Genomic DNA, 24,660 nt, shown 5'->3' on the forward strand with positions numbered 1-24,660 from the left:
TGCGCTGGTCAGGCTCATACCTTGTTGGACAAGGCTTTCAGCGCACAGCACTCTCAAGTACCAGGCGAACATAGCGCGTATACGGAATCCCTTTTGCTTTAACCTTCAACTTCGAAGCGTCAAGCAAATTTTGGGGTAAACGCATATTCAATGCAGCTGCTTTGGGTTCGAATTCAAACTGCATCGGCTTGAAGCCCGACAGGTCATAGATTGAAAGGTCAGCCGCTTCTGTAAATTGCTGCGTATCTGCATCGCTGCCCAAGGTTGACATCGGTTTAAGTTTTGTTTGCATAATGATCAATCTCTTTTTGATGCATGTAGCGGGCGCTAATGGGACGAATCAGGGTCTTTGTCTATACATTTGATATCTACTGTCAGCTATTCAGCTATTGGCACATGGCTACACCGCACAAAAAACCCCACCAAGTTGCCCTGGCGGGGTTTTGAAGTTTTAACTGTTGGCAGGTCTACGCCTGTTTGCATCAAAAAAACCACCTCGAAAAATTAGAAACAGCGATAGCAATCAATGCACCCATCATCCATTTCACCATCGATAGATCGCCTTTGACAGATTCAAATCGTGAATCTAACCTGAGCTCAAACTCGCGCAAGTCACGACGCGTGACCAACTCCGAATCATCAATTACCACACGCATCGCCTCTGTCAGCCTTTCGGCCTACTTCTCATCAAAGCCAGCGTCTTACAGCTTACGAACAAACTTGTGCGTATCAAAAGTGATGTTGGCCGTACTTTAGAGTCTAACATTGCGACAAGCATGGCTTTTTACAGTGTGCCGACTAACACTATGGGAACAATTAGGCCACGCTTGTGGTGATTCTCTGATATTGATTAAAGAGCTCTCTGCGGTTGACTGGGGTGTGATAAAGGCTGATTTCTCTAAACAAACACCAGCTGAAGCTGGTGGGTTTGAATTACGGACTGGAAGTCCTGATAAGCGTCGCCTGAACGACGCCCCCTGGCCCAGATATGTTGTCCCCAGTACCGCTTCTTCACTCCACCCACCGCATGAAGAAGCTGCCCAAACGGCCTGCCTTGCGGGTTTTATGGTTGCAGCCCGCTCCAGCGCTGTGCATCGAGTTGCGGCAGACCGAGCAGGTCGATGACCCGACTGACGCTGTGATCCACCAGCTCGGCAATGGTTTGCGGGCGTTGGTAAAAGCTGGGCACCGGCGGGAAGATGATGCCGCCCATCTCGGTCACGCTGGTCATGTTGCGCAGGTGCGCCAGGTTCAAGGGGGCTTCGCGTGCCATCAAGATCAGTTTTCGGCGCTCTTTGAGCATCACATCGGCCGCGCGGGTGATCAGGTTGTCTGACAAACCGTGTGCCACCGCGGCCAGCGTGCGCATGGAGCACGGCGCAATCACCATGCCCTCACACATGAAGGAACCACTGGCAATGTTGGCACCCACGTCATGAATGGGGTGCACCACATCGGCCAGGTCTTCCAGATGGTTTTGCGTCATGCCCAGCTCTTGCTGCAGGTTCAACCAGCCAGCGCTTGACACCACCAAGTGGGTGCGTACGTGCGCCATGGGGCGCAGCGCTTGCAGCAGTCGCACGCCATAGACTGCGCCACTGGCGCCGGAAATGGCCACAATGACGCGGTGGTGGGGCGTGTGGGTGGCGTGCATCAACGGGGTTTTAACTGAGCCAAGCGCTGCTTGAACTGCGCGCTCAACTGCGCCAGCGCATGGCGTGGATGCAGTTGCGCCAAGTGAAGCGCTGGGTTGAACAGCGGCAGCTCGATGGCATCAATGGTGTTTTTCACCAGCAAACCCAGCTCGGTGTCGCCCTCCATGGCCAGGCGGCGGTTGAAGAACAGGGTGTCGGGGTCTTCCTGGCGGCGCGCCAGTTGCACAAAATCGTGCGCGCTGGCGCTGATGGTCAAATCTGCCGCAGCAGTGTTAGTGCAGGCCACAAAGCGGCCGTTTTTCCAGGCAAAGTCAAACGTCCATTGCGCATCGGTCACGCGCAAGCGCAGCTTTTTACCCCGCAGCAGCTGCGTCACATCGCTTTGCAATTGGCTGGCCAGCGCCAGGTTCAGGCCAGTCACAAACAACATGGAGCCCGGCAAGGGTGGCAAGCGCCCCAGCAGCTGGCCAACGGGTTGGGGAAGAGCAAAGGATGGTGTCGGCATGGTGAAAATTGGGTTCTGGTGGATGGGGGTTACAGGGCCGGAGCGGCTGCACGGCGCAGCACTAACCCTGGCTGGCCGTGCCAGTAACCGTTACACGGCTGGTCTGGCATCAGGGCGGTGAGTTCGGCGTTGGCCGTGGCGGCATCCAGCTGCCCGGTCAGTGCACCCTTGAAAAGCTCAAGAATGCGTACCATGTGCTGCGCCTGTGGGCTGATGCGCGCCACGTCCACACCCAGCGCCTGCATGGCGGGCAGCTCGGGCAGCAGGTTGTGCACGCGGGCGGACTGGGTTTGAATGCCATTGAGCACCAAAAACGCCTCGTCTTCTTGGGTGCGCATCAACAAGCCGTCAGGGTGCTCCATGCATTTGAACTGGCAGTCGTCTTTGGGCAAATTGCAATGCCGTGCGGTAAAGCAGCGCGCAGAAAACGCCAACGGCATGCGGCCATAAGCAAACACCTCGGTTTGCAAACCGGCCGGGCGGCCAGCCTGAATGACGGCCAAATCGGCTGCGCTCATCTCCAGCGGCATCACCCAGCGCTGCACACCCAGCCCGGCCATGCACTGCAGGGTGGGCAAGTTGTAAATGTTCAGATGCGGGCCCGCCACAAACGGCGCTTTGCCAGCCAGGCAGTGCACCGCACCCATGTCGTTGGCTTCGACCTTGAACTGGGCATTGGCAGTGATTTTGTGCAACACCGTCACGTCAGCGCCCGACTCGATCAGCACCTGGGTCGATAACACCACCTCTTTGCCCGCCTCACGCAGCACCGTGGCCATGTCAAACCAGTCGGCCAGGCGCACCTCATGGCGGCGCGAACACACGGCCTCGCCCAAGTAAACGATGTCCACCGGGCTGGCTGCCACGGCCTCGTAAAAAGCCAGCACATCACGACGCGGCCAGTAGTAAAGAATGGGACCCAGAGCTAGTTTCATCGTGAATATCAGTTGATTGAGGACACACGCAAAGCCGTCCCAGCTAGGCGCACCGACGCAGGCAGTACGAAACGTACGGCAAGGCGGTGCAACGACGCTGGGGCGGCTTTTCGTGTGTCCGTCATTTCCATGGCCTGTGATAGGCGCCTAGTGTGTGTTGCTGGCCTTCGGCCACTTTGTCCAGAGCGCTGAACCAGGCGGGTTGGGCGCTGTAGTGATCTGGGTTGGCACGGCAGCGGTCTATGGCGGCACGCCACACTTGGGTGACCTGCGCCACATATGCAGGGCTGCGCTGGCGTCCTTCTATTTTGATAGCACTCACCCCCATATTCATAAGCGCTGGAAGCAGTTCTAACGTATTCAGACTGGTGGGCTCTTCAATCGCGTAGTAGTTGTGGTCGTCGCCCACATCAAAGCGACCCTTGCACAGCGTGGGGTAGCCCGCGTTTTCACCCGGAGCGTAGCGGTCAATCAGCACACCGCCCAGGCGCGACTCGCGTCCTTTGGGGGTTTCGACCCAGCGCACCGCTTTGGGTGGCGAGCACACGCCGTTGGTGTTGGGTGCTTCGCCGGTGACGTAGCTGGAAAGCGCACAACGCCCTTCCACCATCACACACAGGCTGCCAAAGCCAAACACTTCAATCTCTACGGGTGATTTTTCCAGCACCTGCTGCACCTGCACCAGCGACAGCACGCGTGGCAACACGGCGCGCGCAATGCCAAAGTGCTGGTAATAAAAATCAAGGGCTTCGTAGTTGGTGGCCGAGCCTTGCACCGACAAGTGCAAGCGCAATTGCGGTTGGTGTTTGCAGGCGTAGGCCATCAGGCCGGGGTCGGCCAAAATGACCGCATCCACCCCGCTGTGTGCGGCGCGGTCTACGGCGCGTTGCCACAGCTCGGCCTTGGCCGCTTGCGGGTAGGTGTTGAGCGCCACAAACACCTTGCGGCCACGGTCATGGGCGTAGCGAATGCCGGCCTCGATGGCGGTCTCGTCAAAGTTCAACCCGGCAAAGTTGCGCGCGTTGGTGGCATCGCGAAAGCCCAGGTAAACACAGTCCGCACCGTGATCCACGGCGGCTTTGAGCGCAGGCAGGCTGCCAGCGGGGCAGACCAGCTCCATGCGTGCGGCAGGTTTTTCAGGCGCGCCGGGCAAGCACGGGGAATCATCATCAACAAAAGTCATACAGACAAGCGGCGAGCAGCGCAGACGCAGCGTTTAAAGTGAAGCCGCGAAGACTAACCAAGTCTGGGGCAGTGGTAAATGATGTATATCAATCAATGCAGCATTTCGCGGCGCACCGGGCAAGCCTTAATGCCAAGCCTTGCAATTGTTGCTAGACTTCAAGCCCTGGCGGGGGGGTAGCTCAGTTGGGAGAGCGCTACGTTCGCAATGTAGAGGTCGTGAGTTCGATCCTCATCCTCTCCACCACCAGACAAATCTAAGAAAGCGCCCGCCCCTCACCCGCCTCTTCAACCGTTTGCCCGTCGCGAATATGGTAGATGCGCTTGAAGCTGGGAATGATTTTCTCGTCGTGCGTGACCACAATGATGGCGGCCTGAAACTGCACGGCCATCTGGTTCAGGATGCGCATCACGCCCAGGGCGCGTTCGCTGTCAAGCGGTGCGGTGGGCTCGTCGGCCAAGATCACGGGCGGGCGGTTGGCCAAAGCGCGGGCAATGGACACCCGCTGCTGCTCGCCGCCTGAGAGCTGCGAGGGCTCGGCTTGGGCGCGGTGTTGCACATCCAGCGCGGTCAGCAGTTCCAGCGCTCGGGCACGCGACTCGGTGTTCGGGCGTCCGGCCAGCATGGGCAAAAGCGCCACGTTGTCGGTCACGTCCAGAAACGGAATCAAATACGGCGCCTGAAAAATGAAACCAATGCGGTCGCGCCGCAGCGCGCGCAGGTCGGGCACTTGCCAGCCGTTGTCGTAGATCACGTCATGGCCCAGCGTCATGCGCCCGGCGGTGGGTTCAATGATGGCGCCCAGGCATTTCAGCAGCGTGCTTTTGCCAGAGCCAGACGGCCCAACCAAGCCCACCACCTCGCCCGGTGCCACCGCCAGGTTGACATTTTTCAGGGCCTCCACAGCACTGTCGCCCTGGCCATAAACCTTGCGCAGGCCTTCTATGCGGATGCCGCCGGTTTCAATGGGTGTGTGCATGGGGATCATCCTATGGCCTCTGCGGGGTCAACTTTGAGTGCGACGCGAATCGCCAGTGTGCTGGCCAGCGCGCAAATCAGCAGCGTGGCGGCCAACCCCAACACCGCATCGCGCGGCATCAGCAGCACGTATTTCGGAAAAATGGGCGCCCAAAAGGTGGCGGCAATTTTGCCCACCATGAAGCCAATCAGCCCCAGCCCCAGGGCTTGCTGCAAGATCATGCTGGCAATGGTGGTGTTGCGCGTGCCAATCAGCTTCAAGACCGCAATTTCTCGAATTTTGCCCAGCGTCATGGTGTAGATGATGAAGGCCACAATGGCCGCGCTGACCACCGCCAGAATCACCAAAAACATGCCAATTTGCCGGGCTGAGGTGGCAATCAGCTTGGCCACCAAAATCTCTTCCATGCCAGCGCGGGTGTAGACCTGCACATGCTTCCAGCGCGTCAAGGCGGCGGCCACGTCATCGGCCTGCCAACCGGCTTGCAACTGCACCAGCACCGCGTTGACGTTGTGGCTGCTGCTTTGCAGGCCTTGCACCGCCTCCAGCAAGCCCGGCACGCCGGGACGGTTGAAGGCTGGGTTGGCAGCGGTGCGGGTGCGGTCGTTGACCACCGTGTCGTTGTCTTTCAAAAACTGCGCCTCCTGGGCGTCCTTCAAGGGCACAAACAGCATCGGGTCGCCCCCGGAAGACACCATGCGCTGGGTCAAACCCACCACCTGGTAGCTGTGGCGGCGCACCTGCACCGCGTCGCCCAGTTTCAAGCCGGTTTTGACATCGGCCACGGCTTCATAGTGGTCGCGCGTGAGCTGGCGCCCGGCCACCAGGTAGCCGGGTGCGCCGGGCATGCCGGGCTCCACCCCCACCACCATGGTGCGCGCCTCCACACCACTGGGGCGCTGCACCTGCATGGTGAGGTAGGTCACATTGGCGGCAGTGGCCACACCGGGCATGCCGCGCACGCTGCGCACCACGTCGTCTTTGATGCTGGAGGCCTCGGCATACGGGCCCTGCGTGTCTTTTTGCACCACCCACAAATCGGCCCGGCTGTTGGCAATGAGGGCTTGCGCGTCATCGACCATGCCACGGTAGACCCCGGCCATGGTCAGCGTCACGCCAATCAGCAAGCCCAGCCCCAGGCCGGTGAGCGTGAATTTGCTCCAGCCGTGCAGGATATCGCGTCCGGCCAGGCTGATCATTGGGCGACCCCGGGCTTGACCAAGCTGTCCACCACGGCAATCCGGGCACCCGCTTTGAGTGCTTTTTGGCTGTAAACCACCACCTGGTCGGTTGGATTCAACCCGCCGAGCACCTGCACTTGGCCGTCCAGGCTGCTGACGCCCAACTGCACGGCTGCAAATTCAGGTTTGCCATTTTGAATGCGCCACACGCCCGCTTGGGCACCTTGGCGCTGCAGCGCCGCGTTGGGCAGCAGCAGCGCGGGCGCGGTAGTGGGCAACTGCAGCGTGACTTCGGCCATTTCACCCACCGATACCCCGACCGGGGGCGCGTCAAAGGCAACCTGCGCCAGGCGCTCTTCGGTCACGCTGTCGGCCAGCCATTCAATGCGTGCCACCTGGCCAGACTGCGGGTTTTTCGGGTTGGAGCGCAGCACCACCTGCGCCTTGAGCCCCGGCGTCAGCCCGGCACTGCGCCCTTGATCAACCCGCATCTTGACCCACAGGCTGCTGGGGTCGATCAAGCGCAGCACGGGCTGCCCCGCCACCACGGTGCTGCCGGCCTCGGCGTCGCGCGTGGTGACCACGGCATCCGCCGGGGCAAACAGGCGCACGTTGTCACGCTGTTGCGCCAGCGCCGCCCGCTCGGCCTTCAGGCGTGTCAGGTCTTGCCCGGCGGCCATGGCATTGGCACTGGCCGCTTGCATGGCGGCTTGCGCGCTGGCTTGCGCCTGGGTGCTGGCCTCCAGCGCACCGGGGCTGATGAAGCTTTGCAGCGCCAACTGCTGGTTGCGCTGCGCTGCGCTATCGGCCAGTGCGGCGCGCGCCTTGGCATCTTGCACCTGCGCCTGGGCCGCCGTTTGGCCGCTGGCGGCACGCGCCAAAGACGCATCCAGCGCGGCCAGGCGCTGGCCAAAGTCCACCGGGTCCATCTCGGCCAGCAGTTGCCCGGCCTTGACCCGGTCGCCCACGTCCACATTCACACGCAGCACCCGCCCGGCCACGGTGGGTCCCACCAGCCAGCTGCGACGCGCCTCCACCGTGCCAATGCCAAAAATTGACGGGCTCAACGTGCCTTGGGTGGGCTGGGTCACGGTCACCTTGATCGGTGCCAGTGGCCCGGTGCGCAGCGACACATACAGCACGCCGCCCACCAGTGCCACGGCCACGGCGGCCAAGGTCAGGCGGCGTTTGAGCAAAGCATGGGTGTTCATAAAGTTCCTTTTGAAATGGTGGGCGTGGCAAGCAGGCCGCGTTGGTAAATGGCAAACACGCCGGGAGCGTGCGCGGTGGCGGCGGCCAGGTCGCCAGACATCAGCGCCTGCATCACCAGCCCTTGCACCGAGCCAATGAACAGCAGGGCGGCGGCGGACAAGTCGGTTTCAGGCGTCAGCAGGCCTGCGTGCTTCGCTTGTTGCAACAGATTCATGAGCATCTGGCGGTAACGCGCCAGCAGGCTGCGCACCCGCAGCTTCATGGCGGTGTCGCCCGGGCTTTGCAACTCTTGAAAAATCATGCGGGGCACACCGGGGTAGTGCTGCACAAAGTCCACATGCGCCATGAAGACGGCGCGCAAGGCGGCCAGGTCGCTCGCTTGGTCAGGGGTGGCCACAGCGTGGGCGGCACTGGCGGCAACATCCAGGCGCGCCATCAGTGTGCTGGCTGCCCAGTCCAGCACTGCCAGCCAGAGCGCTTGTTTGCTGGCAAAGTGCCGAAACACGGCCCCTTGCGAGATGCCCACCACGCGCGCCAAGTCGGCTGTGGTGATGTCGGCCGGGCTGCGCTGCGCAGCCAACGCCAGCGCCGCGGCCACCAGGTGGGCTTGCCGCACATCGGTGGCGTGACGGGTGGGTCTTTCTGCTACTTCCATAAATACCAAAGTAATTGATTGATTACTTAGTATAGGGTACGCCACACATCTGCCTCGTTTCGTTTGTGCAAAGGTTTGGTAAAGTGCCTAAGGAAAGCCGTCTATACTTTAATTTTTATAGCTGTTCACGCACTATCCATAAGCACCAGAGGCCTATTTGGCATGTATACCCAGCAGTTTGGTCTGAGCCAAGACCCGTTCTCGATGGCGCCCGACCCGCATTTTTTGTTCATGAGCGAGCGCCATCGCGAGGCGCTGGCGCACCTGCTTTACGGTGTGGCCGAGCCGCAGGGTGCCGCGGGCGGCTCGGGGGGCGGTTTTGTGCTGCTCACGGGCGACATTGGGGCTGGCAAAACCACCATTTGCCGCTGTTTTTTGGCACAGATTCCGCCCGGCTGCCATGTGGCCTACATCTTCAACCCCAAGCTCACCGTGCCTGAGCTGCTGCAGTCGGTGTGCGAAGAGTTTCACATCCACCCCAGCAGCGGCACGGCTCCCACGCTGAAACAGCACATTGACGCGCTCAACGCCTTTTTGCTGCAAGCGCACAGCGCCAGCGAACGCAGTGTGCTGATCATTGACGAAGCGCAAAACCTCAGCAGCGAGGTGCTGGAACAACTGCGCCTGCTGACCAACCTGGAAACCGCCGAGCGCAAGCTGCTGCAAATTGTGCTGATTGGCCAGCCTGAACTGCGCACCCTGCTGGCCCAGCCGCAGCTGGAGCAACTGGCGCAGCGGGTGGTGGCGCGCTTTCACCTGGATGCGCTCAACGCCACCGAAACAACGCACTACATTGCGCACCGCCTGGTGGTGGCTGGCCACACCGGCGCGCTGCCGTTTGAGCCACGCGCGCTGCAACGCATTCACCAGCTCACCGGCGGCGTGCCGCGGCGCATCAACCTGCTGTGCGGGCGCGCCTTGCTGGGGGCGTGGGCCACCGGCTTGTCGCGGGTCACGGTGACGGTGGTCAACAAGGCTGCTGCTGAGGCCTTTGGCGAGGCATCAAAAAACAAGCATTTTCTGCCTGTAGCGCTTATGGATATTGCGCTAGGTGCTTTGGTATTGATAGCTATTGCAAGTGCCTGGTGGCTGGGCTCAAACCGCGCTCTAGCACCACGCGTGGCAGCCAACCCTGCAGCCATATCGCCTGCGCAGGCCACCCCAGCGACTCCCCCGGTGTCAAGCCCAAGCGCCCTGGCTGCACCGGCTGACCGCGCGCCAGCCACACCACCCCAGCGCCTCACCGCAGATCAGCTGCAGGCGCAGTGGTCGGCTTGGGCGCAGCCCCCGGCGCAGGCTTGGCGTGACCTGGCACAGCTGTGGCCTCTGCCCGCAGCGGCTGACAGCTGTGAAGCCGTGGCACAACAGGGCTGGTCATGCCATCAGGCCAAGGGGCTGACGCTGCAGCAGGTGCGTGAGCTGGGTCGCCCAGGGGTGCTGACCCTGCAAACCGGCAGCGCCGCGCCGGTGTTGGCTGTGCTGACCGGTTTGACCACCGAGCAAGCCAGCCTGCGGCTGAACGGCCAAACCGTCACGCTGGCGCTGATCGACTTGAGCCTGCTGTGGCAAGGCGACTTTGCCACCCTGTGGCAACCGCCGGAAGGGTTTGACCCACAGCTCAAAGACGGCAGCCGGGGGCCAGTCATCGAGCAACTGGCGCACCAGCTTGACCAGCTTGAAGGCCGTCAGCCAGCCGCAGAAGGCAGCCAAGCCCCAGTTGCGGTGCTGGATGCCGCACTGCGCCGGCGCGTGATTGCCTTCCAGCAAGTGCACGGCCTCAAGCCCGATGGCTGGCCCGGCGCCTGGACGCTGATGCAGATCGAACGCGAGCTGGGCTTAAGCCCGCAGCGCCTGCTTGCCTCCCCGCCTGCGGCGGCCAAACCTTAACCTGCCAACACCATGTCCTACATTCTTGATGCCCTCCAACGCGCCCAGGCGCAACGTGCGCGCGCCAGCGTGCCCGGCTTGGCCAGCCAACCCTTGCCCGGCATCAGCGCCGCCCCGTTGGTCACTGCACCACGCGCACCGGGTTGGCTGGTGCTGGGGGTGGCGCTGATGGCGGTCGCAGCGGGCTTGGGCTGGTGGGGCTGGCGCAGCCTGGCTGCCACCAACGTGCCAGCGCACATGGACACCGTGGCCACCGCTCCCACCGTGGCTGCAAGCACAGCCACGACACCAGCGGCGGCCAACCCGCAGCCCCGCCCTGCGGCTGCCCCAGCACCAGCGGTAGCCGAACCCGCACCAGCGCCACAACCTAGCGCCACGGTAAAAGCACCCAAACCCACGCCTGCACCCACAGCAAAAGCAACTGCACTAGCACCCACACCAGCAGCTGCGTCTGCGCCCACGGCTAAAACCAAGGCTGAAACCACAGCAAAACCCACAACCAAAGCAAAGCCCACCAACCAGACCGCTGACAAAACCGCTGGCACAGCCGCAGACGCCAGCCCCAAGGCCGCAGCACCTGCAGCCGTGCCCGCGCTCGCCGCCCTGCCGGAACAAGTGCGCCGTCAGATCCCCCCACTCACCATCACCGGCAGCGTGTACTCGGCCACGCCCAGCCAGCGCTTGCTGCTGGTCAACAACCTGGTGCTGCCGCAAGGCAGCCCCGTGGCGCAAGGCTTGACGCTGGAAGAAATCCGCCCCAACGCCTCGGTGTTCAATTACCAGGGCACCCGCTTCAGCGTGCCACATTGATATTTAATTGATAGCTACTTATGCTTTATTCATAAGCTCTAGAGCATGTTTTTTCATATAAATTCAGCCGCCAATCACGGCAAAATCCAAGTCACAATCGCCCCATGCCTGATGTTTTAGCCTCCTCAATGCTGCTGTTTGCGGCTGCCTTTGCCGCCGGGGTGCTCAACGCCATTGCCGGTGGCGGCAGTTTTTTGACCCTGCCCGCGCTGATCTTCACCGGCGTGCCGCCGATCATGGCCAACGCCACCAGTGCCTTGGCGGTCAGCCCGGGGTACCTGGGCAGCACGCTGGGCTTCAAGCCCGAGCTGCGTGCCTTGCCGCCCCGGCGCCTCAAGCGTGAAATGGCCATTGCCGCGCTGGGCGGCGTGGCCGGAGCGCTGCTGCTGCTGGTGACACCGGCACAGGTGTTCACCGGCATCGTGCCCTGGCTACTGCTGTTTGCCACCGCGCTGTTTGCTGCCGGCCCCTACATTGCCCAACGTGCAGCCCGCATGGCACCCGGCGACGCCCAGCTGGCACGCTGGCGCGAGCCGGGGCTGCTGTTGACTTGCATTTACGGCGGCTATTTCAACGGCGGCTTGGGCATTTTGCTGATGGCGCTCTACAGTGCCACGGGCGAGCGCCACATACACCGCGCCAATGCGCTGAAAAACCTCAACTCGCTGGTGCTCTCATGGCTCTCCGTGGCGGCGTTTGTGCTGGCCGGTGCCATTGCCTGGCGCCCCGGTGTACTGATGATGCTGGCGGCCACGGCCGGCGGCTTTTATGGCGCCCGCTGGTCCAAGCGGCTGCCGGTGCAGTGGGTGCGCTGGGGTGTGATCGCCACCGGGCTGGTGATGAGCGCGGTGTTTTTTGCACGGCAAGGGCATGGCCATTGAGAAGCATGGCCATTGAGAAAAATGAAAGCACCACATGTTTGAAATCTTCCCCTGGAACAGCAACCTCGAAACCGGCATCGACCTGATTGACGAGCAGCACCGCAAGCTGGTGGCGCTGATCAACCGGCTGGCGCAGCAACATGTGCAAGGCGCCACGCAGACCGAGGTTTACGCCATCTTGACCGAACTGGCCGACTACGCGCACTACCATTTTGAGACCGAAGAAGGCATTTGGCAGACCGGCCTGGACGGTGACAGCTGGTTGATCAAACACAAGGTCACGCACCAGCATTTCTTTACCCACATTCAAACGCTGCAGTCTGGCCAGCGGCCGTTTCAAGCCGTGCTAGACGACCTGTTTTCCTACCTGATCCGCTGGCTGGCCTACCATATTTTGGACAACGACAAGCGCATGTCGCTGGCGCTCAAAGCCATTGGTGAAGGCGCTACGGTGGCACAGGCGCACGCCCAGGCCGATGCCCACATGCAGGGTGCCACCGCCACCCTGATCCAGACCGTGCTGGGCATGTACCAAACCCTGTCGTCGCAAGCGCTGATCTTGATGCACGAAAAGCTGGCACGCCAGCGCGCCGAGCAGGCGCTGCAAGAAGCCCAGGCACGCTGGCACCAGCTGCTAGCGCACGCCACAGATGGCCAGCCCGGTGGCTCGCAGTTTGAGAAGACCCTGAGCAAAATCATCGACGCCCTGCCCGCCGGCCTGGCCGTGATTGACCCCGTGAGCCAGAACTTTGCCTTTGTCAACCCCTGGTTTTGCCAAATGCTGGGCTACAGCCGCGACCAACTGCTGGCCATGGGCCCCAAAGACATTCACCCGCCACAGCACCTGGGCATGCTGCTGGCAGACCTGCAAGGCATTGACCACACACATTGCCACCCGGCGCACATCCTGCCGGTGAACTGCCACGGTGGGCGCAGCTTTTTGGCTCAGGTGGAGTGCGCGGCCATTGAGCTTGATGGCAACCTCAGTGCCTTGACCATCTTCACTGATGTGAGCGAGCGCGAAGCCGCCCGTGCCGCCCTGGAAGGTGAACGCCTGCGGCTGCAAAACACCATGGACGCGGTGCAAGCGGGCACCTGGGAGCTGGACCTGGCAGCGGCCCAAGTGCGTTATGACGACCGTTTTGCCCACATACTGGGGTTTGACGCACGCGGCACCATGACCGGCGCATACGCCATGTACCAAAGCTGGATACACCCAGACGACCGCGCCGCCCAGCAGCAGCTGATGCAGCGCCACTTGCAGGGGCAGACGCCCAGTTTCAATGCCGAGCTGCGTCTGCGCCACAAAGACGGCCATTGGGTCTGGTGCCACACCCTGGGGCGCATCGTGCAGCGCGACGCCGCCCAGCAGCCACTGCGCGTGGCCGGCATCAGCATTGACATCAGCGCGCAAAAAACCCACCGCGAGCAAATTGAGCACCTGTCGCACCACGATGCCCTCACCGGCTTGCCCAACCGCAAGCTGTTTGTGAGCCAGCTCACGCAAGCCATGCAAGTCATTGGCGCGGCGCACCAACAGCTGGCGGTGTGCTACCTGGACCTGGACGGCTTGAGCGCCATCAATGACCAGCATGGCCGCGAGGTGGGTAACCAGGTGCTGCTGCACATCAGCCAGCAACTGCTGGGGTTGGGTGCGCCGGTGGCGCAGGTGGCGCACATTGGCGGCGACGAATTTGCCCTGGTGCTGGCGCCACTGCTGCAACCGCGCGCCTTTGAAGCGCCGGTCAAAGCCCTGCTGGCAGCCGTGTCAAGCCGCCTGAAGCTACCCAATGTGCAGCTGCATGTGACTGCCAGCGTGGGGCTAACGCTGTTTCCGCAGTCAGAAAAAATGGATGCCGAGCAGCTGTTGCGCCAAGCCGACCAAGCCATGTACCTGGCCAAACTGGCAGGCAAAAACCGCTTTCACCTGTTTGACCCGATCAACGACGAGAGCACACGCGCCCAATTTTTACGTCTCGACGAGATTCGCCGTGGCCTGCTGAACCAGGAATTTGTACTGCATTACCAGCCCAAAGTGAACTTGACCAGCGGCGAAGTCATTGGCTTTGAGGCGCTGATTCGCTGGCAGCACCCCAGCCGCGGCTTGCTGCTGCCCGGGCAGTTCATTCCTGCGCTGGATCAGCAACCGATGGCCATCACCCTGGGCAACTGGGTCATCGTCACCGCCTTGGCGCAGCTGGCGCGCTGGAACGCCGCCGGGCTGCACACCATGGTGAGCGTCAACATTGACAGCCAGCAGCTGCACGACCCCGACTTTGCCGACCGCCTGCAGCGCCAGCTGGGCGCCGCCGCCACGGTGGCGCCACAGCAGCTGGAGCTGGAGATTTTGGAAACCGGTGCCATGGAAAACATGGCGCATGTGTCAGCCTTGGTGCAGCAGTTGCAGCGCTTGGGCTTTGAATGCGCGCTGGACGACTTTGGCACCGGCTTCTCATCGCTCACGTTTTTGAAGCAGTTGCCGGCGCGCACCATCAAAATTGACCAGAGCTTTGTGCGCGGCATGTTGGACGACCCGCAGCACGCGGCCATTGTCAACAGCGTGCTGGACTTGGCACGCAACTTTGACCGCCGCGCCTTGGCCGAAGGTGTGGAAACCCAGGCGCATGGCTGCGCCCTGATTGCTGCGGGCTGTCCGTTTGGCCAAGGCTTCGCCATTGCCCATGCCATGCCCGCTGAAGAAGTGCCGCACTGGCTGACCCAGTGGCACGCCCCCGACTGCTGGACTGTTAGCTAGCGCACAGACTTTGCGGCTTTCGGCACGTAAGCTGCAGTGCCTGTGCTGGGCGTTGCTGTGTTGGCAGCGCTGGTTGCCGGGTGCCTGTTTCAAGGATGGTTGCCATGCTGCATTACGCTGTTGTCTTTTTTGTCATTGCCCTGGTGGCTGCGCTGTTTGGGTTTGGCGGCATAGCCGCGGGCGCGGTCAGCATTGCCAAAACACTGTTTTTTGTGTTCATTGTGTTGGCTGTGCTCAGCTTGTTGTTGGGCTTCCTCAAAGGCCGCTGAGCGTTCGGATCACATGACTGCCACCGAACAATTAAGCGCCTCGCGCGAAAAAATCCGACTGGCGCTGGCACCCGTGGGTGCCTCAGCCGGTGCGCCCCATCAGCCACGCCATGAGCCCTCTGCAGCGGGCGCAAGCGCACCGCTGCTGCTGGGGCTGGCGGGGTCTGTGCTGTGGCAGGCATCTACCACACTGTTGGCGCCACTGGCGCAGCGTCACCCCTACCGTTTGGTGGCTGCTGCGGCGGCACTGGGCGCTGGGCTGGTGGTGGTGCGGCCGTGGCGCTGGAGCGGCGCCGCTCTTTGGTGGGCTGCCACCCGGCCGCAGCTGCTGGCGGCCGCCATGGCACACCTGGCACCGCCCCGGTGACGGTGACCCAAGTGATGCCCCCACCTGCCCCACCCACGCCGCGGGAAAACCGCGCCCTGCCCGTGCTGATGCTGGCGGCATCGCTTGGGCTGGGTGCCATCTTGCTGCCATTTTTTGGTGCCATTTTGTGGGCGGCCATCATTGCGCTGCTGTTTACCCCGCTGTACCGCTGGCTGCTGCCGCGCGTCAGCCACCGCAGCAATCTTGCAGCGGGGCTCACGCTGCTGTTGGTGCTGGTGCTGTTGGTGCTGCCCCTGGCTTTGTTGGCCGCAGCGCTGGCGCAAGAAGCGCTGGGTGTGGTGCAGATGATGGAGAGCGGCGAGCTCAAACCGGCGGTGTATTTCCGCAAACTGTTTGACGCCCTGCCGAACTGGATCACCGCGGTGCTGGATCGGTTTGGGCTGGTGAGCTTCAACACCTTGCAGCGCCGCCTGACGGCCGCACTCACGCAGGGCACGCAATACATTGCCGGCCAGACCTTGATCATGGGGCAAAGCACTTTTGAGTTTGTGGCCAGTGTGTTCATCACCGTGTATTTGGCGTTTTTTCTGATCCGCGACGGCAACGCGGTGTTGCGCTCGCTGTGGCAAGCAGTGCCTTTGGCCACGCACCACAAGCAAGTGCTGCTGGAGAAATTTGTCACGGTGATTCGTGCCACGGTCAAAGGCAACCTGTTGGTGGCAGCCATTCAGGGGGCTTTGGGTGGCCTTGGGTTTTGGTATTTGGGCGTCAGTGGGGCGGTGATCTGGGCAGTGCTGATGGCATTTTTGTCGTTGCTGCCGGCCATTGGCGCAGGCTTGGTGTGGGTGCCAGTGGCGGCCTACTTTTTTCTGCTGGAAGAGTTTGGCAAAGCGCTCGGACTCACGGCTTATGGGGTGCTGGTGATTGGCTTGGTAGACAACTTGCTGCGTCCCATTTTGGTAGGCAAAGACACTCGCATGCCAGACTATGTGGTGATGATCACCACGCTGGGTGGCATGGCGGTGTTTGGCATCAATGGCTTTGTGCTCGGGCCAGTGATTGCGGCCATGTTCATGGCGGTGTGGCACATCCACCTCATCACCCGCAACCCGCTGGCGTGAGCGCACCGTTTGCGTCCTATGTGCAGTAGCGCACAGACCACGCCCGCCGAAGGTTTTACAAACGCAGACATCAAAAGTCATTTTGCGTTTGATGTGATCTTTACCAGAGGCAAGTCATGAAGAAAGTTTTAAAACCCTGGGTTTGGGCAGTATGCACAGCGGCACTGGTGCTGGCCAGCGGCTGCACCAGCCTCAAAACCCCTGCCACGGCAGATGTGGCGGTCTCCAAAGCCGCCGTGGACAACGCTGCCCGTGCCGATGGCGCAGAGTTTGCGCCGGTTGAAATGGCCGCTGCTCGCAGCAAATTGGCGCTGGCCAACCAGGCCATGGCTGGCAAAAATTACAAGCAAGCCATGGACCTGGCCGCCCAAGCCCAGGCCGATGCCAAACTGGCGCAAAGCATGGCCAACTCAGCCAAAGCGCAAGCTGCTGCAGATGCGCTGCAAGACGACATCCGGGTGCTGCGCGAAGAACTTGAACGCAACAACCATTGAGCCAACCCTTATTCCATTTTTTTAGATTGCCCCCATGAAACACATTCACACCACCCCAGTGCTGTTGGCCATTGCCGTCTTGCTGGGTGCCTGCAGCAGCTTGCCCACCAGCACCACGCTGCTTGACCAAACGCGCAGCGACTACCAACAAGCGCAGAACGACCCCACTGTGTCGCGCTACGCCGCGCTGGAACTGAGTCAAGCGGGTGCGGCGCTGAGCCAGGCCAACCAAGTGGCCCAAGACAACGGCAGCGCCGCCAACATTGACAAACTGGCCTACCTGGCCAAGCAAAAAATTGCGCTCACGCAAGAGGTCGCCAAGCGCAAGGCCGCGGAGTCTGACGTGGCAGAAGCAGGCCGGGTTCGTGACCAAATACGGCTGGATCAGCGCACCAATGAAGCCAACGCCGCCCACCTGAGTGCAGAGCGCGCCAAGCAAACCGCCGCAGTGGCTCAAAGCAACGCCGCACAAGCTCAGCGCGAAACCGATATGGCTCAAGCCGATGCCGCCCTGGCTCAGCGCCAAGTGCAAGAGGCCAATGTCCGGGCAGCGCAACTGCAAGCTCAATTGAATGATCTGGCAGCACAAAAAACCGCCCGTGGCATCATCATCACCCTGGGCGATGTGATGTTTGGTACCGACCTGGCTCGGCTTAATGCACAGGGCATTCGCAGCGCGCAAAAACTGGCAGATGTGCTGCAGCAAAACCCGCAACGCAATGTGCTGGTAGAAGGCTTTACCGACAGCACTGGCACCGCCGAACACAACCAAGCCTTGTCAGAGCGGCGCGCCCAAGCGGTGCAAAGTGCCCTGCAAGACCTGGGCATTGCCCCCAACCGCATTGCCATGCGTGGCTACGGCGAGTCCCACCCGGTGGCCGCCAACGACAGCGCGGCACACCGGCAATTGAACCGGCGCGTGGAAATTATTTTGTCGGACGATACCGGCAAACTGTTGGCACGCTGATGACCCAACCCGTTCGCACACACCCTGACACTTTTTTAAAACCTGGAGTATTCACCATGACCACCACCCCTCACCACAGCTACATCGATGCCATGAAAACACAGCTGGACGACCTCAACGTCAAGCTCAATGCCATTGAAATCAAAGCCGAAGAGGCCAAAGGCGATGCGCGCGCCGCTTACCTTGAAGAAATGCGCAAACTGCGCCACCAGTCCAAGCTGGCGGTGGCCAAGTTTGAAGAGATCAAACTCGCTGGCGAAGACACCTGGGACAGCATGGTGGCAGAAATGGACAAAGTGCGTGATGCCTTTAGCCATTCATTCAAATACTTCAAGTCACAGCTCTGATGGGCTGATTAGGCGTATAAAGCCTATTGCATCAGTTCTTACTGCGGGATTTTCCGTTTGCCCTGAGCCACTTTGACGGAAATTGCCCAAGCCCATGCCCTCCACACCCCTGCCGTCCCCATCTTTTTTCAGCCCCACGGCACAGTCGGTGCATAACCGATTGGCGCTGCTCCAAACCGGCGCGCTGCAGCAAGCCATTCTGAACAGCGCCAATTTTTCCATCATGGCCACCGACGCCAAAGGTGTGATCCAGATTTTCAATCTGGGTGCCGAGCGCATGCTGGGCTATGCCGCCGCCGACGTGGTGGACAAAATCACGCCCGCTGACATGTCCGACCCGCAAGAGGTGGTCGACCGCGCCCAGACCTTGACGCAGGAGCTTGGCACCCCCATTACCCCTGGCTTTGAGGCGCTGGCGTTCAAAGCCTCGCGCGGCATAGAAGACATTTATGAGCTGACCTACATCCGCAAAGACCGCAGCCGCCTGCCGGTAGTGGTGTCAGTCACGGCGCTGCGCGACGCGCAAGACGACATCATTGGCTACCTGCTCACTGGCACCGACAACACCGCACGCAAGCAGATTGAGGCCGAGCGGGTGCGGCTTGAAAACGTGCTGCTGAAAAAAAATCTGGAGCTTGAAAATGCCCGCCAGGCGGCCGAGGTGGCCAACCAGGGCAAATCAGATTTTTTGTCCAGCATGAGCCACGAACTGCGTTCGCCCCTGAATGCCATTTTGGGGTTTGGTCAGTTGCTGGAGTCTGGCCGGCCTGAGCTGACACCGGCGCAACGCGCCAGCGTGAACCAAATTCTCAAGGCGGGCTGGTATTTGCTGGAGTTGATCAATGAAATTCTTGACCTGGCGTTGATCGAGTCAGGGCGTTTGTCGCTCTCACTCGAACCCACGTCGTTGCACGATGTGTTGCAAGACTGTGAAGCCATGATGGCCGCGCAGGCGCAGCAAAGAGGGGTCACGCTGCAGTTTGAAGCGGTTGACCCTGACTGCTTTGTCAGTGCCGACCGCACCCGGCTCAAACAGGTGCTGATCAACCTGCTCTCCAACGCCATCAAGTACAACAAAGCCAACGGCACCGCCACCGTCAGCACCCAGCGCACCGCCGCCGGGCGAATGCGGGTGAGTGTGCGCGACAGCGGTGAAGGGCTGCCGGCGGAGAAATTGGCGCAGTTGTTTCAGTCGTTCAACCGGCTGGGGCAAGAATCTGGCAGCGAAGAGGGCACCGGCATTGGGCTGGTGGTTTGCCGCCGTTTGATGGAATTGATGCAGGGCGAGATTGGGGTTCACAGCACGCTGGGGCTGGGTAGCGTCTTTTGGTTTGAACTTGATCTGGCCGCCGCCCCCCAGTGGTTGCCCAGCAGCCCACAAGACCGTGCCCAGGCCACCTTGCCTGAGCCACTTCACACGCCCATGCACACCCTGCTGTATGTGGAAGATAACCGTGCCAACCTGGAGTTGATGGTGCAACTGGTGGCGCGCCAGAGCGACCTGCGGCTGCTGGGCGCACCCGACGCGGTGCGCGGCATAGCCATGGCACGCGCCCACCTGCCAGATTTGATTTTGATGGACATCAATCTGCCCGGCATCAGCGGCGTGCAAGCCTTGCACATGCTGCGAGCCGACCCCCGCACCGCGCACATACCGGTGCTGGCCTTGAGCGCCAATGCCATGCCGCGCGACATAGAAGCCGGCCTGGCCGCTGGCTTTTACCGCTACCTGACCAAACCAATTCGGGTGAACGAATGCCTGCAAGCGATTGCCCAGGGAATTGAACTGGCCACGGTCTATTCGCGATCTATTTCTTGAGGGTCATCTCGTTGCCGACCTGGGTCACGCCTTCGACGCTGCGCGCCACTTCCAGCGCCCGGTCAATTTGTGCCTGGTTGTCTACAAAACCACTGAGCTGAACATGGCCGTCGCGCGTGACCACGGCAATGTCGGCGCTTTTGACAGTGGTGTCCGCCATCAACGCAGCTTTGAGCCTGGTGGTGGTGATGCCGTCATCCAGCTTGGTGCCCAAGGTGGTGGCACCGTCTTTCAGGCTGACGTTGTTGTTGACCGATTTCACACCGGGTATGGCGCGGGTGATGTTGACAGCCAGCTCAATTTGAGACCGGTTGTCAGCAAAGCCACTGAGCATCACCTCGCCTTTGCGGGTTTCAACCTTGAAATCGAAACCCTTGATTTCCATGTTGTCCATCAAGGCGGTTTTGACATGCGTGGTCAGCAGCGTGTCGTCAACTTCAGTGCCGACCGTGGTGCTGGGAACAGGTTGGGCAGCGACATCATCTGTCTTGCTGCAGGCCACCACAGTCAAGGCCATCAGCCCGGCCATGGAAGTCAACAAAATGCGTTGGGTAAAAGAGGGGTTCATCAAAGTAAATCTCCATTGGGTTAAAAAATCATGCGGCCTTCGGCTGCGGCGCAGATGGCGAAGCCCCGTGATCCGATAGGCAGATCACGGGGCTTCACACTTTCAGGTCGAGTGGTGTCGCCATGGTGGGGCGAGCGGGTGGTGGGCTGATTTAAGCGTCAAGGACGCACAGCGATTTCGTTGCGCACCGAGCGCACATTGTTCACCCCGCGTGCAATGCTCTCTGCGGTGGCTTTTTCAGTGCTGTTTTTGGCGAAGCCAGACAACATGACAACGCCGTTAAGGGTTTCCACACTGATGGCAGCTGCGCTGACCAATTTGCTCTCGGCCATGCGCGATTTGACCAACGTGGTGATGCCCGCGTCGTCCACGTAAGCGCCCACAGTTTCCTGGCCACGACCTACGGCACAGCCGGCGGTGGTGAGCAGGGTGGCAGCCAGCATGGCGGCAGTCAGAAGGGTTTTGATGTTCATGATGAATCTCCAAGGGTTGTTGATGGTGAAAGCCCCACCACCGATGGGCTGTATCTGCAGGACGAGCGCTTAGCGCTTGCCAGTGACTTCAATGTCGACCCGGCGGTCGGGTTGTAAACAGGCAATCAAGGCCGGGGTGGCTTGCTTGCCAAGGCAGTCGCCGGGATGGGTGACCGGGTCTGAACCATTGACACCTTGCGCCATGATCTTGTGCGCGGGTATGCCGCCAGACTGCACCAGGTAAGCGTTCACGGCCTCAGCCCGACGGGTGGAGAGCTTTTGGTTGTAAGCCTTTGCGCCAATGCGGTCGGTGTGGCCGGTGACATGAATCACGTCGTAGTCAACGCCACGCAGGTCGTTGGCCAGCTGGTCCAGCGCCAGGCGGCCAGCGGGTTTGACCGCCGCGTTGTCAAAGTCAAACAGCGAATCAGCCGAGAGGGTGACCTTGACTGGCACCACAGGCACAGGCGCCGGGGTGGGCACAGGCACGGGTACAACCACGGCCACCGGTGCTGGCGCTGCGGGCTGCGCTACCGGTTCTGGCACATCGGCACGCGCCACTGGTTGCGGCGCAGGGGTGGGCGCAGGCGCACCGAAGCGGTACACCAGCCCGACCGAGACCACATCGACATCGCCCTTGTTGCCCACGGCATCGTCAATGCGGTAGCGTTCAATTTCAGTGCGCAGGCTTAACGCGTCGGTCAGTGCATACTGCAAGCCCAAACCCACTTTGAGGTTGGTGCCTCGGGTGCTGGGGTTGGGGTTGAGCACATTGACTGCGCCGGTGCCCACAAAGGTGTCGCTGGCTTGGGTATGGGTCAGCCCCAGCCGGCCAAAGGCTGAGAACTTGTCGGTGATGGGCAAGATGCCCAGCGCGTCCAGGTTCACGCCCTTGAGTCGGATGCTGCCATTGAGTGTGCCCAACGGGGTGGTTGGGGTGGTAAAGCCGAATTGCCCCAGGTCAAAGTAGCCGCCTTCGACCGCAAAATTTCGGTTGAATTGGTAGCCGCCCAGCAGCCTGAAGCTGCGGTCGCGGTCGGTCGGGTTGATCGGGCCGGCCACCAAGCCATTGCTCAACAGGCCGCTGGTGATGCGCGCCTCGTCAATGGTGGCTTGTGACTGGCCGATGTTGGCGCCCATGTACCAGCCCGGCGTGGCAGCCTGAGCCATGGCCCAGGGTGCCGCCATCAGGGCGAGTGTCAACAGGCTGAGTTTGGCCGTGCTTGCGACCATTGTGCAGGTGTGGTGTGTCATGTTGTTCTCTGAAGATGCCTCAGCCATGCCAAGCGGACGCAAGGCTGAGGCGGGTTGTGATGCAAGTGCCAACGGGTGTTGGATGTGTTTACGGTGCGGGCACGTTGATGACGGTGTCCACCAGCGTGACCGAGGCACCCAAAGACAAGGCCCGGCCTTCCAGCGTCACGATGTTGACATTGCCCGCGGTAGAAAACGATGCACCCGCTTGCGCAATGACGGTGCCGACCATGGTGCCGCCACCGGCCGCATTGATGGTGGCAAAGCTGCCCACTTGCCAGAACACGTTTTTAGGCAAGGCACCGCCAGCCAAAATGATGCTTTGCGGAAAGGCTGCCCCAGGTCCGCCCACTGTCAGCGTGGTGGCCATTTGAAACACCCAGGTGGCGGTGGGGTCACCTTGCGCATCCAGCGTCAAGTTACCCCCTTGGATCATGAATGACCCACCGGGTGCCACATAGGTGCCAGGCAGCAAGGTCAAACCCGCCAGGTTGGCACCGGGTGCCGGGCTAGCGCCGCCCACCGGCATGGCCACCAGGGCTCCGTAGGCAGTTTGAGCATCCAGCCGAGCTTGGGTGGCAATAGCGCAATTGGGCGCATTGAATCCGGCGTTGGTGGCATTGGTACAGGTGTAAATGCGGCCATTCACAGCACCAATGTTGGCCGGCGTTTCGGTGTAGATGTCACCCAGTGTGTCGTGAAAACCCGTGACCGAAGAGGTGCCCGTGGCGATGGTGCCAATGTCACCGTTGATTTGCGTCAGCGTGCCGGTGTTGGTCATGCCCGCAGTGCCACCAAAGGTGCCAAAAGCGGCCGCGGTGTTCAAGGCAATCACTGGTGGGATCACCGGCACCAGGGCGGTGGTAAAGCGCCATTGCTTGTTCAGCGCCAGCGGGTTGCCTGCCAAGTCGGTGACACCGGTGTTCACGGTGGCGTTGTAGGTGGTGTTGGGGGTCAGCGCCACAGCGGGTGTGAAGGTGGCAATTTTGCTGGCTGCTTGGTAGCTGACGCTGCCCACCACACCTGCGACGGTGAAGTTGGCCGTGTTGATGCTCAAGGGGTCCATGTCTTCGTTGAAGGTGGCGCTCACTGCCGTGCTGGTCACAACACCGGTGGCCAAGTCAGCAGGGTTGACCTGTGTGACCAGCGGCGCGGTGGTGTCGGCTGTGGCGGCGGTCGTCCAACGCCATGCATAGTCAAGCGCCATGGGGTTGGCTGCCAAGTCTTCCACGCCACCCACACCGCCTTTGAAGGTCAGGGTGTACTGCGTTGCGGCAAGCAGTGGACTGACCGGAATAAACACCGCTTCCACCCCAGAAAAACTGACTGCACCTGGCACCGCTGCACCGCTGACGGTTTGTTTCATGGTGAAGTTGGTGCCGGTCAGCGTCAAGGGGTTGAGTGCTTCACTGAAGGTGGCCGCAATGCGGGTGTTAACGGGCACATTGATCGCGTTGTTGGCGTTAACCGTGCTCACCACACGCGGCGCGGTGGTGTCAGCAGCCAGCGCTGTTGTCCAGCTCCATACGTAGTTGCTGGCCAGCGGGTTGCCAGCCAAATCAGCCACCAAGGTGGTCAAGGTTGCGGTGTATTGGGTGTTGGCTGCCAGCAGGTTGGCTGGCGTAAACACGGCGTTCACACTGCTGTTGCTTTGCGTACCGGCCACGGTGGCACCGCTGATGGTTTGCTTGACAGTGAAGCTGGTCGCCGTCAGTGTGGCCGGGTCAATGGCTTCACTGAAGGTGGCACCTATCTTGGTGTTCACTGGCACAGCGGTGGCACCGTTGGCGTGAATGGTGTGGGTCACGGTAGGCGGTGTGGTGTCAAGCACGCCCGCTGCGGCTGTGGTGAATGTCCAGCCAAATGGGGTGGCCAGTGCCACACCCGTGCTGTCGGTGGCAGCGGTGGTGACGCTGGCTGAGCAGGTGGTGCTGGCGGGCAACAATGTGCCCACGGGCAAGGTCAGGGTGGCGGTTTTGCTGGCTGCCACATAGCTGACGGTGCCACCTGTCACAGGCGTAACTGCCGGACACGCCAGGGTGAAGCTGCCAGCACTCAGTGTGGCCGCGTTCATGGCTTTGCTGAAGGTGGCCGTGACCAAACGGGCATTCAGTGCAATATTCGTAGCATTGGGCAACGGCGACACGGCTGTGACGGTAGGCGGCACGCTGATCACCGGGATGATCACCGGGCTGATGCTGCCAGCGCCCAAAATAGGCGCTTGCCCACCACCACCGCCGCAGGCACTCAGCCCGATGCCGAAAACTGTGGCGATGAGCCACGGCAAAACTTTGGAACGGGTCTTGATTTTTGTCATTCGCCTACCTCTTTGATGAATTCAGAAACTTTTGAAAGCCCAAGCAGCAGGCTGCTGGCCTGGGC

At 61.1% G+C, this 24,660-nt stretch carries 24 protein-coding genes and 1 tRNA gene; 12 read left to right on the forward strand and 13 right to left on the reverse strand.

What is annotated here, in order from left to right; translation table 11 throughout:
* Positions 1-37: 37 nt before the first annotated feature.
* From PHT20_RS06565 to PHT20_RS06585, 5 genes are all read right to left on the reverse strand, one after another.
* The gene (locus PHT20_RS06565; protein ID WP_301019910.1) at positions 38-292 is read right to left on the reverse strand and encodes a CopG family antitoxin; all 255 of its coding nucleotides are present in this window, start codon (positions 290-292) and stop codon (positions 38-40) included.
* 771 nt (positions 293-1,063) lie between these two features.
* Complete coding sequence (locus PHT20_RS06570; RefSeq protein WP_301019911.1) at positions 1,064-1,654, reverse strand: UbiX family flavin prenyltransferase; 591 nt, start codon at positions 1,652-1,654, stop codon at positions 1,064-1,066.
* The gene (locus tag PHT20_RS06575; RefSeq protein WP_301019912.1) at positions 1,654-2,160 is read right to left on the reverse strand and encodes an SCP2 sterol-binding domain-containing protein; all 507 of its coding nucleotides are present in this window, start codon (positions 2,158-2,160) and stop codon (positions 1,654-1,656) included. The genes PHT20_RS06570 and PHT20_RS06575 overlap by 1 nt, the downstream gene beginning before the upstream one ends.
* 29 nt (positions 2,161-2,189) lie before the next feature.
* Positions 2,190-3,095, reverse strand: a complete 906-nt coding sequence (locus PHT20_RS06580) for a U32 family peptidase (RefSeq protein ID WP_301019913.1) — start codon at positions 3,093-3,095, stop codon at positions 2,190-2,192.
* Between the two features lie 121 nt (positions 3,096-3,216).
* Positions 3,217-4,215, reverse strand: a complete 999-nt coding sequence (locus PHT20_RS06585; protein WP_301019945.1) for a peptidase U32 family protein — start codon at positions 4,213-4,215, stop codon at positions 3,217-3,219.
* Between the two features lie 233 nt (positions 4,216-4,448).
* Here PHT20_RS06585 and PHT20_RS06590 point away from each other — a divergent pair.
* Positions 4,449-4,524: transfer RNA gene (locus PHT20_RS06590), tRNA-Ala, on the forward strand.
* Positions 4,525-4,534: 10 nt separating this feature from the next.
* Here the strand turns inward: PHT20_RS06590 and PHT20_RS06595 are convergent.
* Genes PHT20_RS06595 through PHT20_RS06610 form a run of 4 tightly spaced genes read right to left on the reverse strand, consistent with a single transcriptional unit; the run spans position 4,535 to position 8,305 of the window.
* Positions 4,535-5,245, reverse strand: a complete 711-nt coding sequence (locus PHT20_RS06595; protein ID WP_300084816.1) for an ABC transporter ATP-binding protein — start codon at positions 5,243-5,245, stop codon at positions 4,535-4,537.
* A gap of 17 nt (positions 5,246-5,262) precedes the next feature.
* Positions 5,263-6,456: an ABC transporter permease gene (locus PHT20_RS06600; RefSeq protein ID WP_301019914.1), complete on the reverse strand. Its 1,194-nt coding sequence runs from the start codon at positions 6,454-6,456 to the stop codon at positions 5,263-5,265.
* Positions 6,453-7,649: an efflux RND transporter periplasmic adaptor subunit gene (locus PHT20_RS06605; RefSeq protein ID WP_301019915.1), complete on the reverse strand. Its 1,197-nt coding sequence runs from the start codon at positions 7,647-7,649 to the stop codon at positions 6,453-6,455. Before PHT20_RS06605 ends, PHT20_RS06600 begins: the two co-directional genes overlap by 4 nt.
* Complete coding sequence (locus tag PHT20_RS06610) at positions 7,646-8,305, reverse strand: TetR family transcriptional regulator (RefSeq protein WP_301019916.1); 660 nt, start codon at positions 8,303-8,305, stop codon at positions 7,646-7,648. The genes PHT20_RS06605 and PHT20_RS06610 overlap by 4 nt, the downstream gene beginning before the upstream one ends.
* A 162-nt stretch (positions 8,306-8,467) precedes the next feature.
* Between PHT20_RS06610 and PHT20_RS06615 the strand changes: the two genes are divergently transcribed.
* From PHT20_RS06615 to PHT20_RS06665, 11 genes are all read left to right on the forward strand, one after another.
* Entirely contained in the window at positions 8,468-10,192 is a 1,725-nt protein-coding gene (locus PHT20_RS06615) for an AAA family ATPase (protein WP_301019917.1), read from the forward strand.
* A 12-nt stretch (positions 10,193-10,204) separates the two neighbouring features.
* Positions 10,205-11,002 (forward strand): general secretion pathway protein GspB, encoded by a 798-nt coding sequence (locus PHT20_RS06620; protein ID WP_301019918.1) that lies wholly within the window; start codon positions 10,205-10,207, stop codon positions 11,000-11,002.
* A gap of 104 nt (positions 11,003-11,106) precedes the next feature.
* Positions 11,107-11,883, forward strand: coding sequence for a sulfite exporter TauE/SafE family protein (locus tag PHT20_RS06625; RefSeq protein WP_301019919.1), 777 nt, complete (start codon positions 11,107-11,109; stop codon positions 11,881-11,883).
* Between the two features lie 34 nt (positions 11,884-11,917).
* Positions 11,918-14,638 carry an EAL domain-containing protein gene (locus PHT20_RS06630; RefSeq protein ID WP_301019920.1) on the forward strand — a complete coding sequence of 907 codons (2,721 nt, stop codon included), beginning with the start codon at positions 11,918-11,920 and terminating at the stop codon, positions 14,636-14,638.
* Between the two features lie 104 nt (positions 14,639-14,742).
* A complete protein-coding gene (locus tag PHT20_RS06635) occupies positions 14,743-14,907 on the forward strand; it encodes a DUF1328 domain-containing protein (RefSeq protein WP_300088196.1) in 165 nt (54 codons plus the stop codon).
* Positions 14,908-14,920: 13 nt separating this feature from the next.
* Positions 14,921-15,274: a hypothetical protein gene (locus PHT20_RS06640; RefSeq protein ID WP_300088194.1), complete on the forward strand. Its 354-nt coding sequence runs from the start codon at positions 14,921-14,923 to the stop codon at positions 15,272-15,274.
* On the forward strand, positions 15,184-16,356 hold the full coding sequence (locus tag PHT20_RS06645; RefSeq protein WP_301019921.1) for an AI-2E family transporter: 1,173 nt from the start codon (positions 15,184-15,186) through the stop codon (positions 16,354-16,356). The genes PHT20_RS06640 and PHT20_RS06645 overlap by 91 nt, the downstream gene beginning before the upstream one ends.
* Positions 16,357-16,472: 116 nt before the next feature.
* Positions 16,473-16,850 carry a DUF4398 domain-containing protein gene (locus PHT20_RS06650; RefSeq protein ID WP_301019922.1) on the forward strand — a complete coding sequence of 126 codons (378 nt, stop codon included), beginning with the start codon at positions 16,473-16,475 and terminating at the stop codon, positions 16,848-16,850.
* Positions 16,851-16,884: 34 nt separating this feature from the next.
* A complete protein-coding gene (locus tag PHT20_RS06655; protein ID WP_301019923.1) occupies positions 16,885-17,817 on the forward strand; it encodes an OmpA family protein in 933 nt (310 codons plus the stop codon).
* A gap of 56 nt (positions 17,818-17,873) precedes the next feature.
* Entirely contained in the window at positions 17,874-18,164 is a 291-nt protein-coding gene (locus tag PHT20_RS06660) for a hypothetical protein (protein WP_301019924.1), read from the forward strand.
* 94 nt (positions 18,165-18,258) lie between these two features.
* A complete protein-coding gene (locus PHT20_RS06665) occupies positions 18,259-19,983 on the forward strand; it encodes an ATP-binding protein (protein ID WP_301019925.1) in 1,725 nt (574 codons plus the stop codon).
* Here the strand turns inward: PHT20_RS06665 and PHT20_RS06670 are convergent.
* The 4 genes from PHT20_RS06670 to PHT20_RS06685 all read right to left on the reverse strand — a co-directional run bounded on the left by PHT20_RS06670 (position 19,973) and on the right by PHT20_RS06685 (position 24,595).
* Positions 19,973-20,551 carry a BON domain-containing protein gene (locus tag PHT20_RS06670; RefSeq protein ID WP_301019926.1) on the reverse strand — a complete coding sequence of 193 codons (579 nt, stop codon included), beginning with the start codon at positions 20,549-20,551 and terminating at the stop codon, positions 19,973-19,975. The two genes, PHT20_RS06665 and PHT20_RS06670, sit on opposite strands and share 11 nt — an antisense overlap.
* A 158-nt stretch (positions 20,552-20,709) precedes the next feature.
* Positions 20,710-21,024, reverse strand: coding sequence for a BON domain-containing protein (locus PHT20_RS06675; protein WP_300083691.1), 315 nt, complete (start codon positions 21,022-21,024; stop codon positions 20,710-20,712).
* Positions 21,025-21,093: 69 nt separating this feature from the next.
* Complete coding sequence (locus PHT20_RS06680) at positions 21,094-22,257, reverse strand: outer membrane beta-barrel protein (protein ID WP_301019927.1); 1,164 nt, start codon at positions 22,255-22,257, stop codon at positions 21,094-21,096.
* Between the two features lie 109 nt (positions 22,258-22,366).
* Entirely contained in the window at positions 22,367-24,595 is a 2,229-nt protein-coding gene (locus tag PHT20_RS06685; RefSeq protein WP_300083687.1) for an Ig-like domain-containing protein, read from the reverse strand.
* Between the last annotated feature and the right edge of the window lie 65 nt (positions 24,596-24,660).

The organism is Rhodoferax sp., assembly GCF_028715765.1.
Taxonomy (GTDB): Bacteria; Pseudomonadota; Gammaproteobacteria; order Burkholderiales; family Burkholderiaceae_C; genus Rhodoferax.

Coding starts and splice junctions, on each gene's coding strand:
- PHT20_RS06640 (WP_300088194.1), top strand. CDS start 14,921: ATGACTGCCACCGAACAATTAAGCGCCTCGCGCGAAAAAATCCGACTG.
- PHT20_RS06585 (WP_301019945.1), bottom strand. CDS start 4,215: ATGGAGCTGGTCTGCCCCGCTGGCAGCCTGCCTGCGCTCAAAGCCGCC.
- PHT20_RS06660 (WP_301019924.1), top strand. CDS start 17,874: ATGACCACCACCCCTCACCACAGCTACATCGATGCCATGAAAACACAG.
- PHT20_RS06630 (WP_301019920.1), top strand. CDS start 11,918: ATGTTTGAAATCTTCCCCTGGAACAGCAACCTCGAAACCGGCATCGAC.
- PHT20_RS06675 (WP_300083691.1), bottom strand. CDS start 21,024: ATGAACATCAAAACCCTTCTGACTGCCGCCATGCTGGCTGCCACCCTG.
- PHT20_RS06610 (WP_301019916.1), bottom strand. CDS start 8,305: ATGGAAGTAGCAGAAAGACCCACCCGTCACGCCACCGATGTGCGGCAA.
- PHT20_RS06655 (WP_301019923.1), top strand. CDS start 16,885: ATGAAACACATTCACACCACCCCAGTGCTGTTGGCCATTGCCGTCTTG.
- PHT20_RS06620 (WP_301019918.1), top strand. CDS start 10,205: ATGTCCTACATTCTTGATGCCCTCCAACGCGCCCAGGCGCAACGTGCG.
- PHT20_RS06665 (WP_301019925.1), top strand. CDS start 18,259: ATGCCCTCCACACCCCTGCCGTCCCCATCTTTTTTCAGCCCCACGGCA.
- PHT20_RS06635 (WP_300088196.1), top strand. CDS start 14,743: ATGCTGCATTACGCTGTTGTCTTTTTTGTCATTGCCCTGGTGGCTGCG.
- PHT20_RS06580 (WP_301019913.1), bottom strand. CDS start 3,095: ATGAAACTAGCTCTGGGTCCCATTCTTTACTACTGGCCGCGTCGTGAT.
- PHT20_RS06625 (WP_301019919.1), top strand. CDS start 11,107: ATGCCTGATGTTTTAGCCTCCTCAATGCTGCTGTTTGCGGCTGCCTTT.
- PHT20_RS06575 (WP_301019912.1), bottom strand. CDS start 2,160: ATGCCGACACCATCCTTTGCTCTTCCCCAACCCGTTGGCCAGCTGCTG.
- PHT20_RS06565 (WP_301019910.1), bottom strand. CDS start 292: ATGCAAACAAAACTTAAACCGATGTCAACCTTGGGCAGCGATGCAGAT.
- PHT20_RS06685 (WP_300083687.1), bottom strand. CDS start 24,595: ATGACAAAAATCAAGACCCGTTCCAAAGTTTTGCCGTGGCTCATCGCC.
- PHT20_RS06570 (WP_301019911.1), bottom strand. CDS start 1,654: ATGCACGCCACCCACACGCCCCACCACCGCGTCATTGTGGCCATTTCC.
- PHT20_RS06605 (WP_301019915.1), bottom strand. CDS start 7,649: ATGAACACCCATGCTTTGCTCAAACGCCGCCTGACCTTGGCCGCCGTG.
- PHT20_RS06650 (WP_301019922.1), top strand. CDS start 16,473: ATGAAGAAAGTTTTAAAACCCTGGGTTTGGGCAGTATGCACAGCGGCA.
- PHT20_RS06680 (WP_301019927.1), bottom strand. CDS start 22,257: ATGGTCGCAAGCACGGCCAAACTCAGCCTGTTGACACTCGCCCTGATG.
- PHT20_RS06615 (WP_301019917.1), top strand. CDS start 8,468: ATGTATACCCAGCAGTTTGGTCTGAGCCAAGACCCGTTCTCGATGGCG.
- PHT20_RS06670 (WP_301019926.1), bottom strand. CDS start 20,551: ATGAACCCCTCTTTTACCCAACGCATTTTGTTGACTTCCATGGCCGGG.
- PHT20_RS06600 (WP_301019914.1), bottom strand. CDS start 6,456: ATGATCAGCCTGGCCGGACGCGATATCCTGCACGGCTGGAGCAAATTC.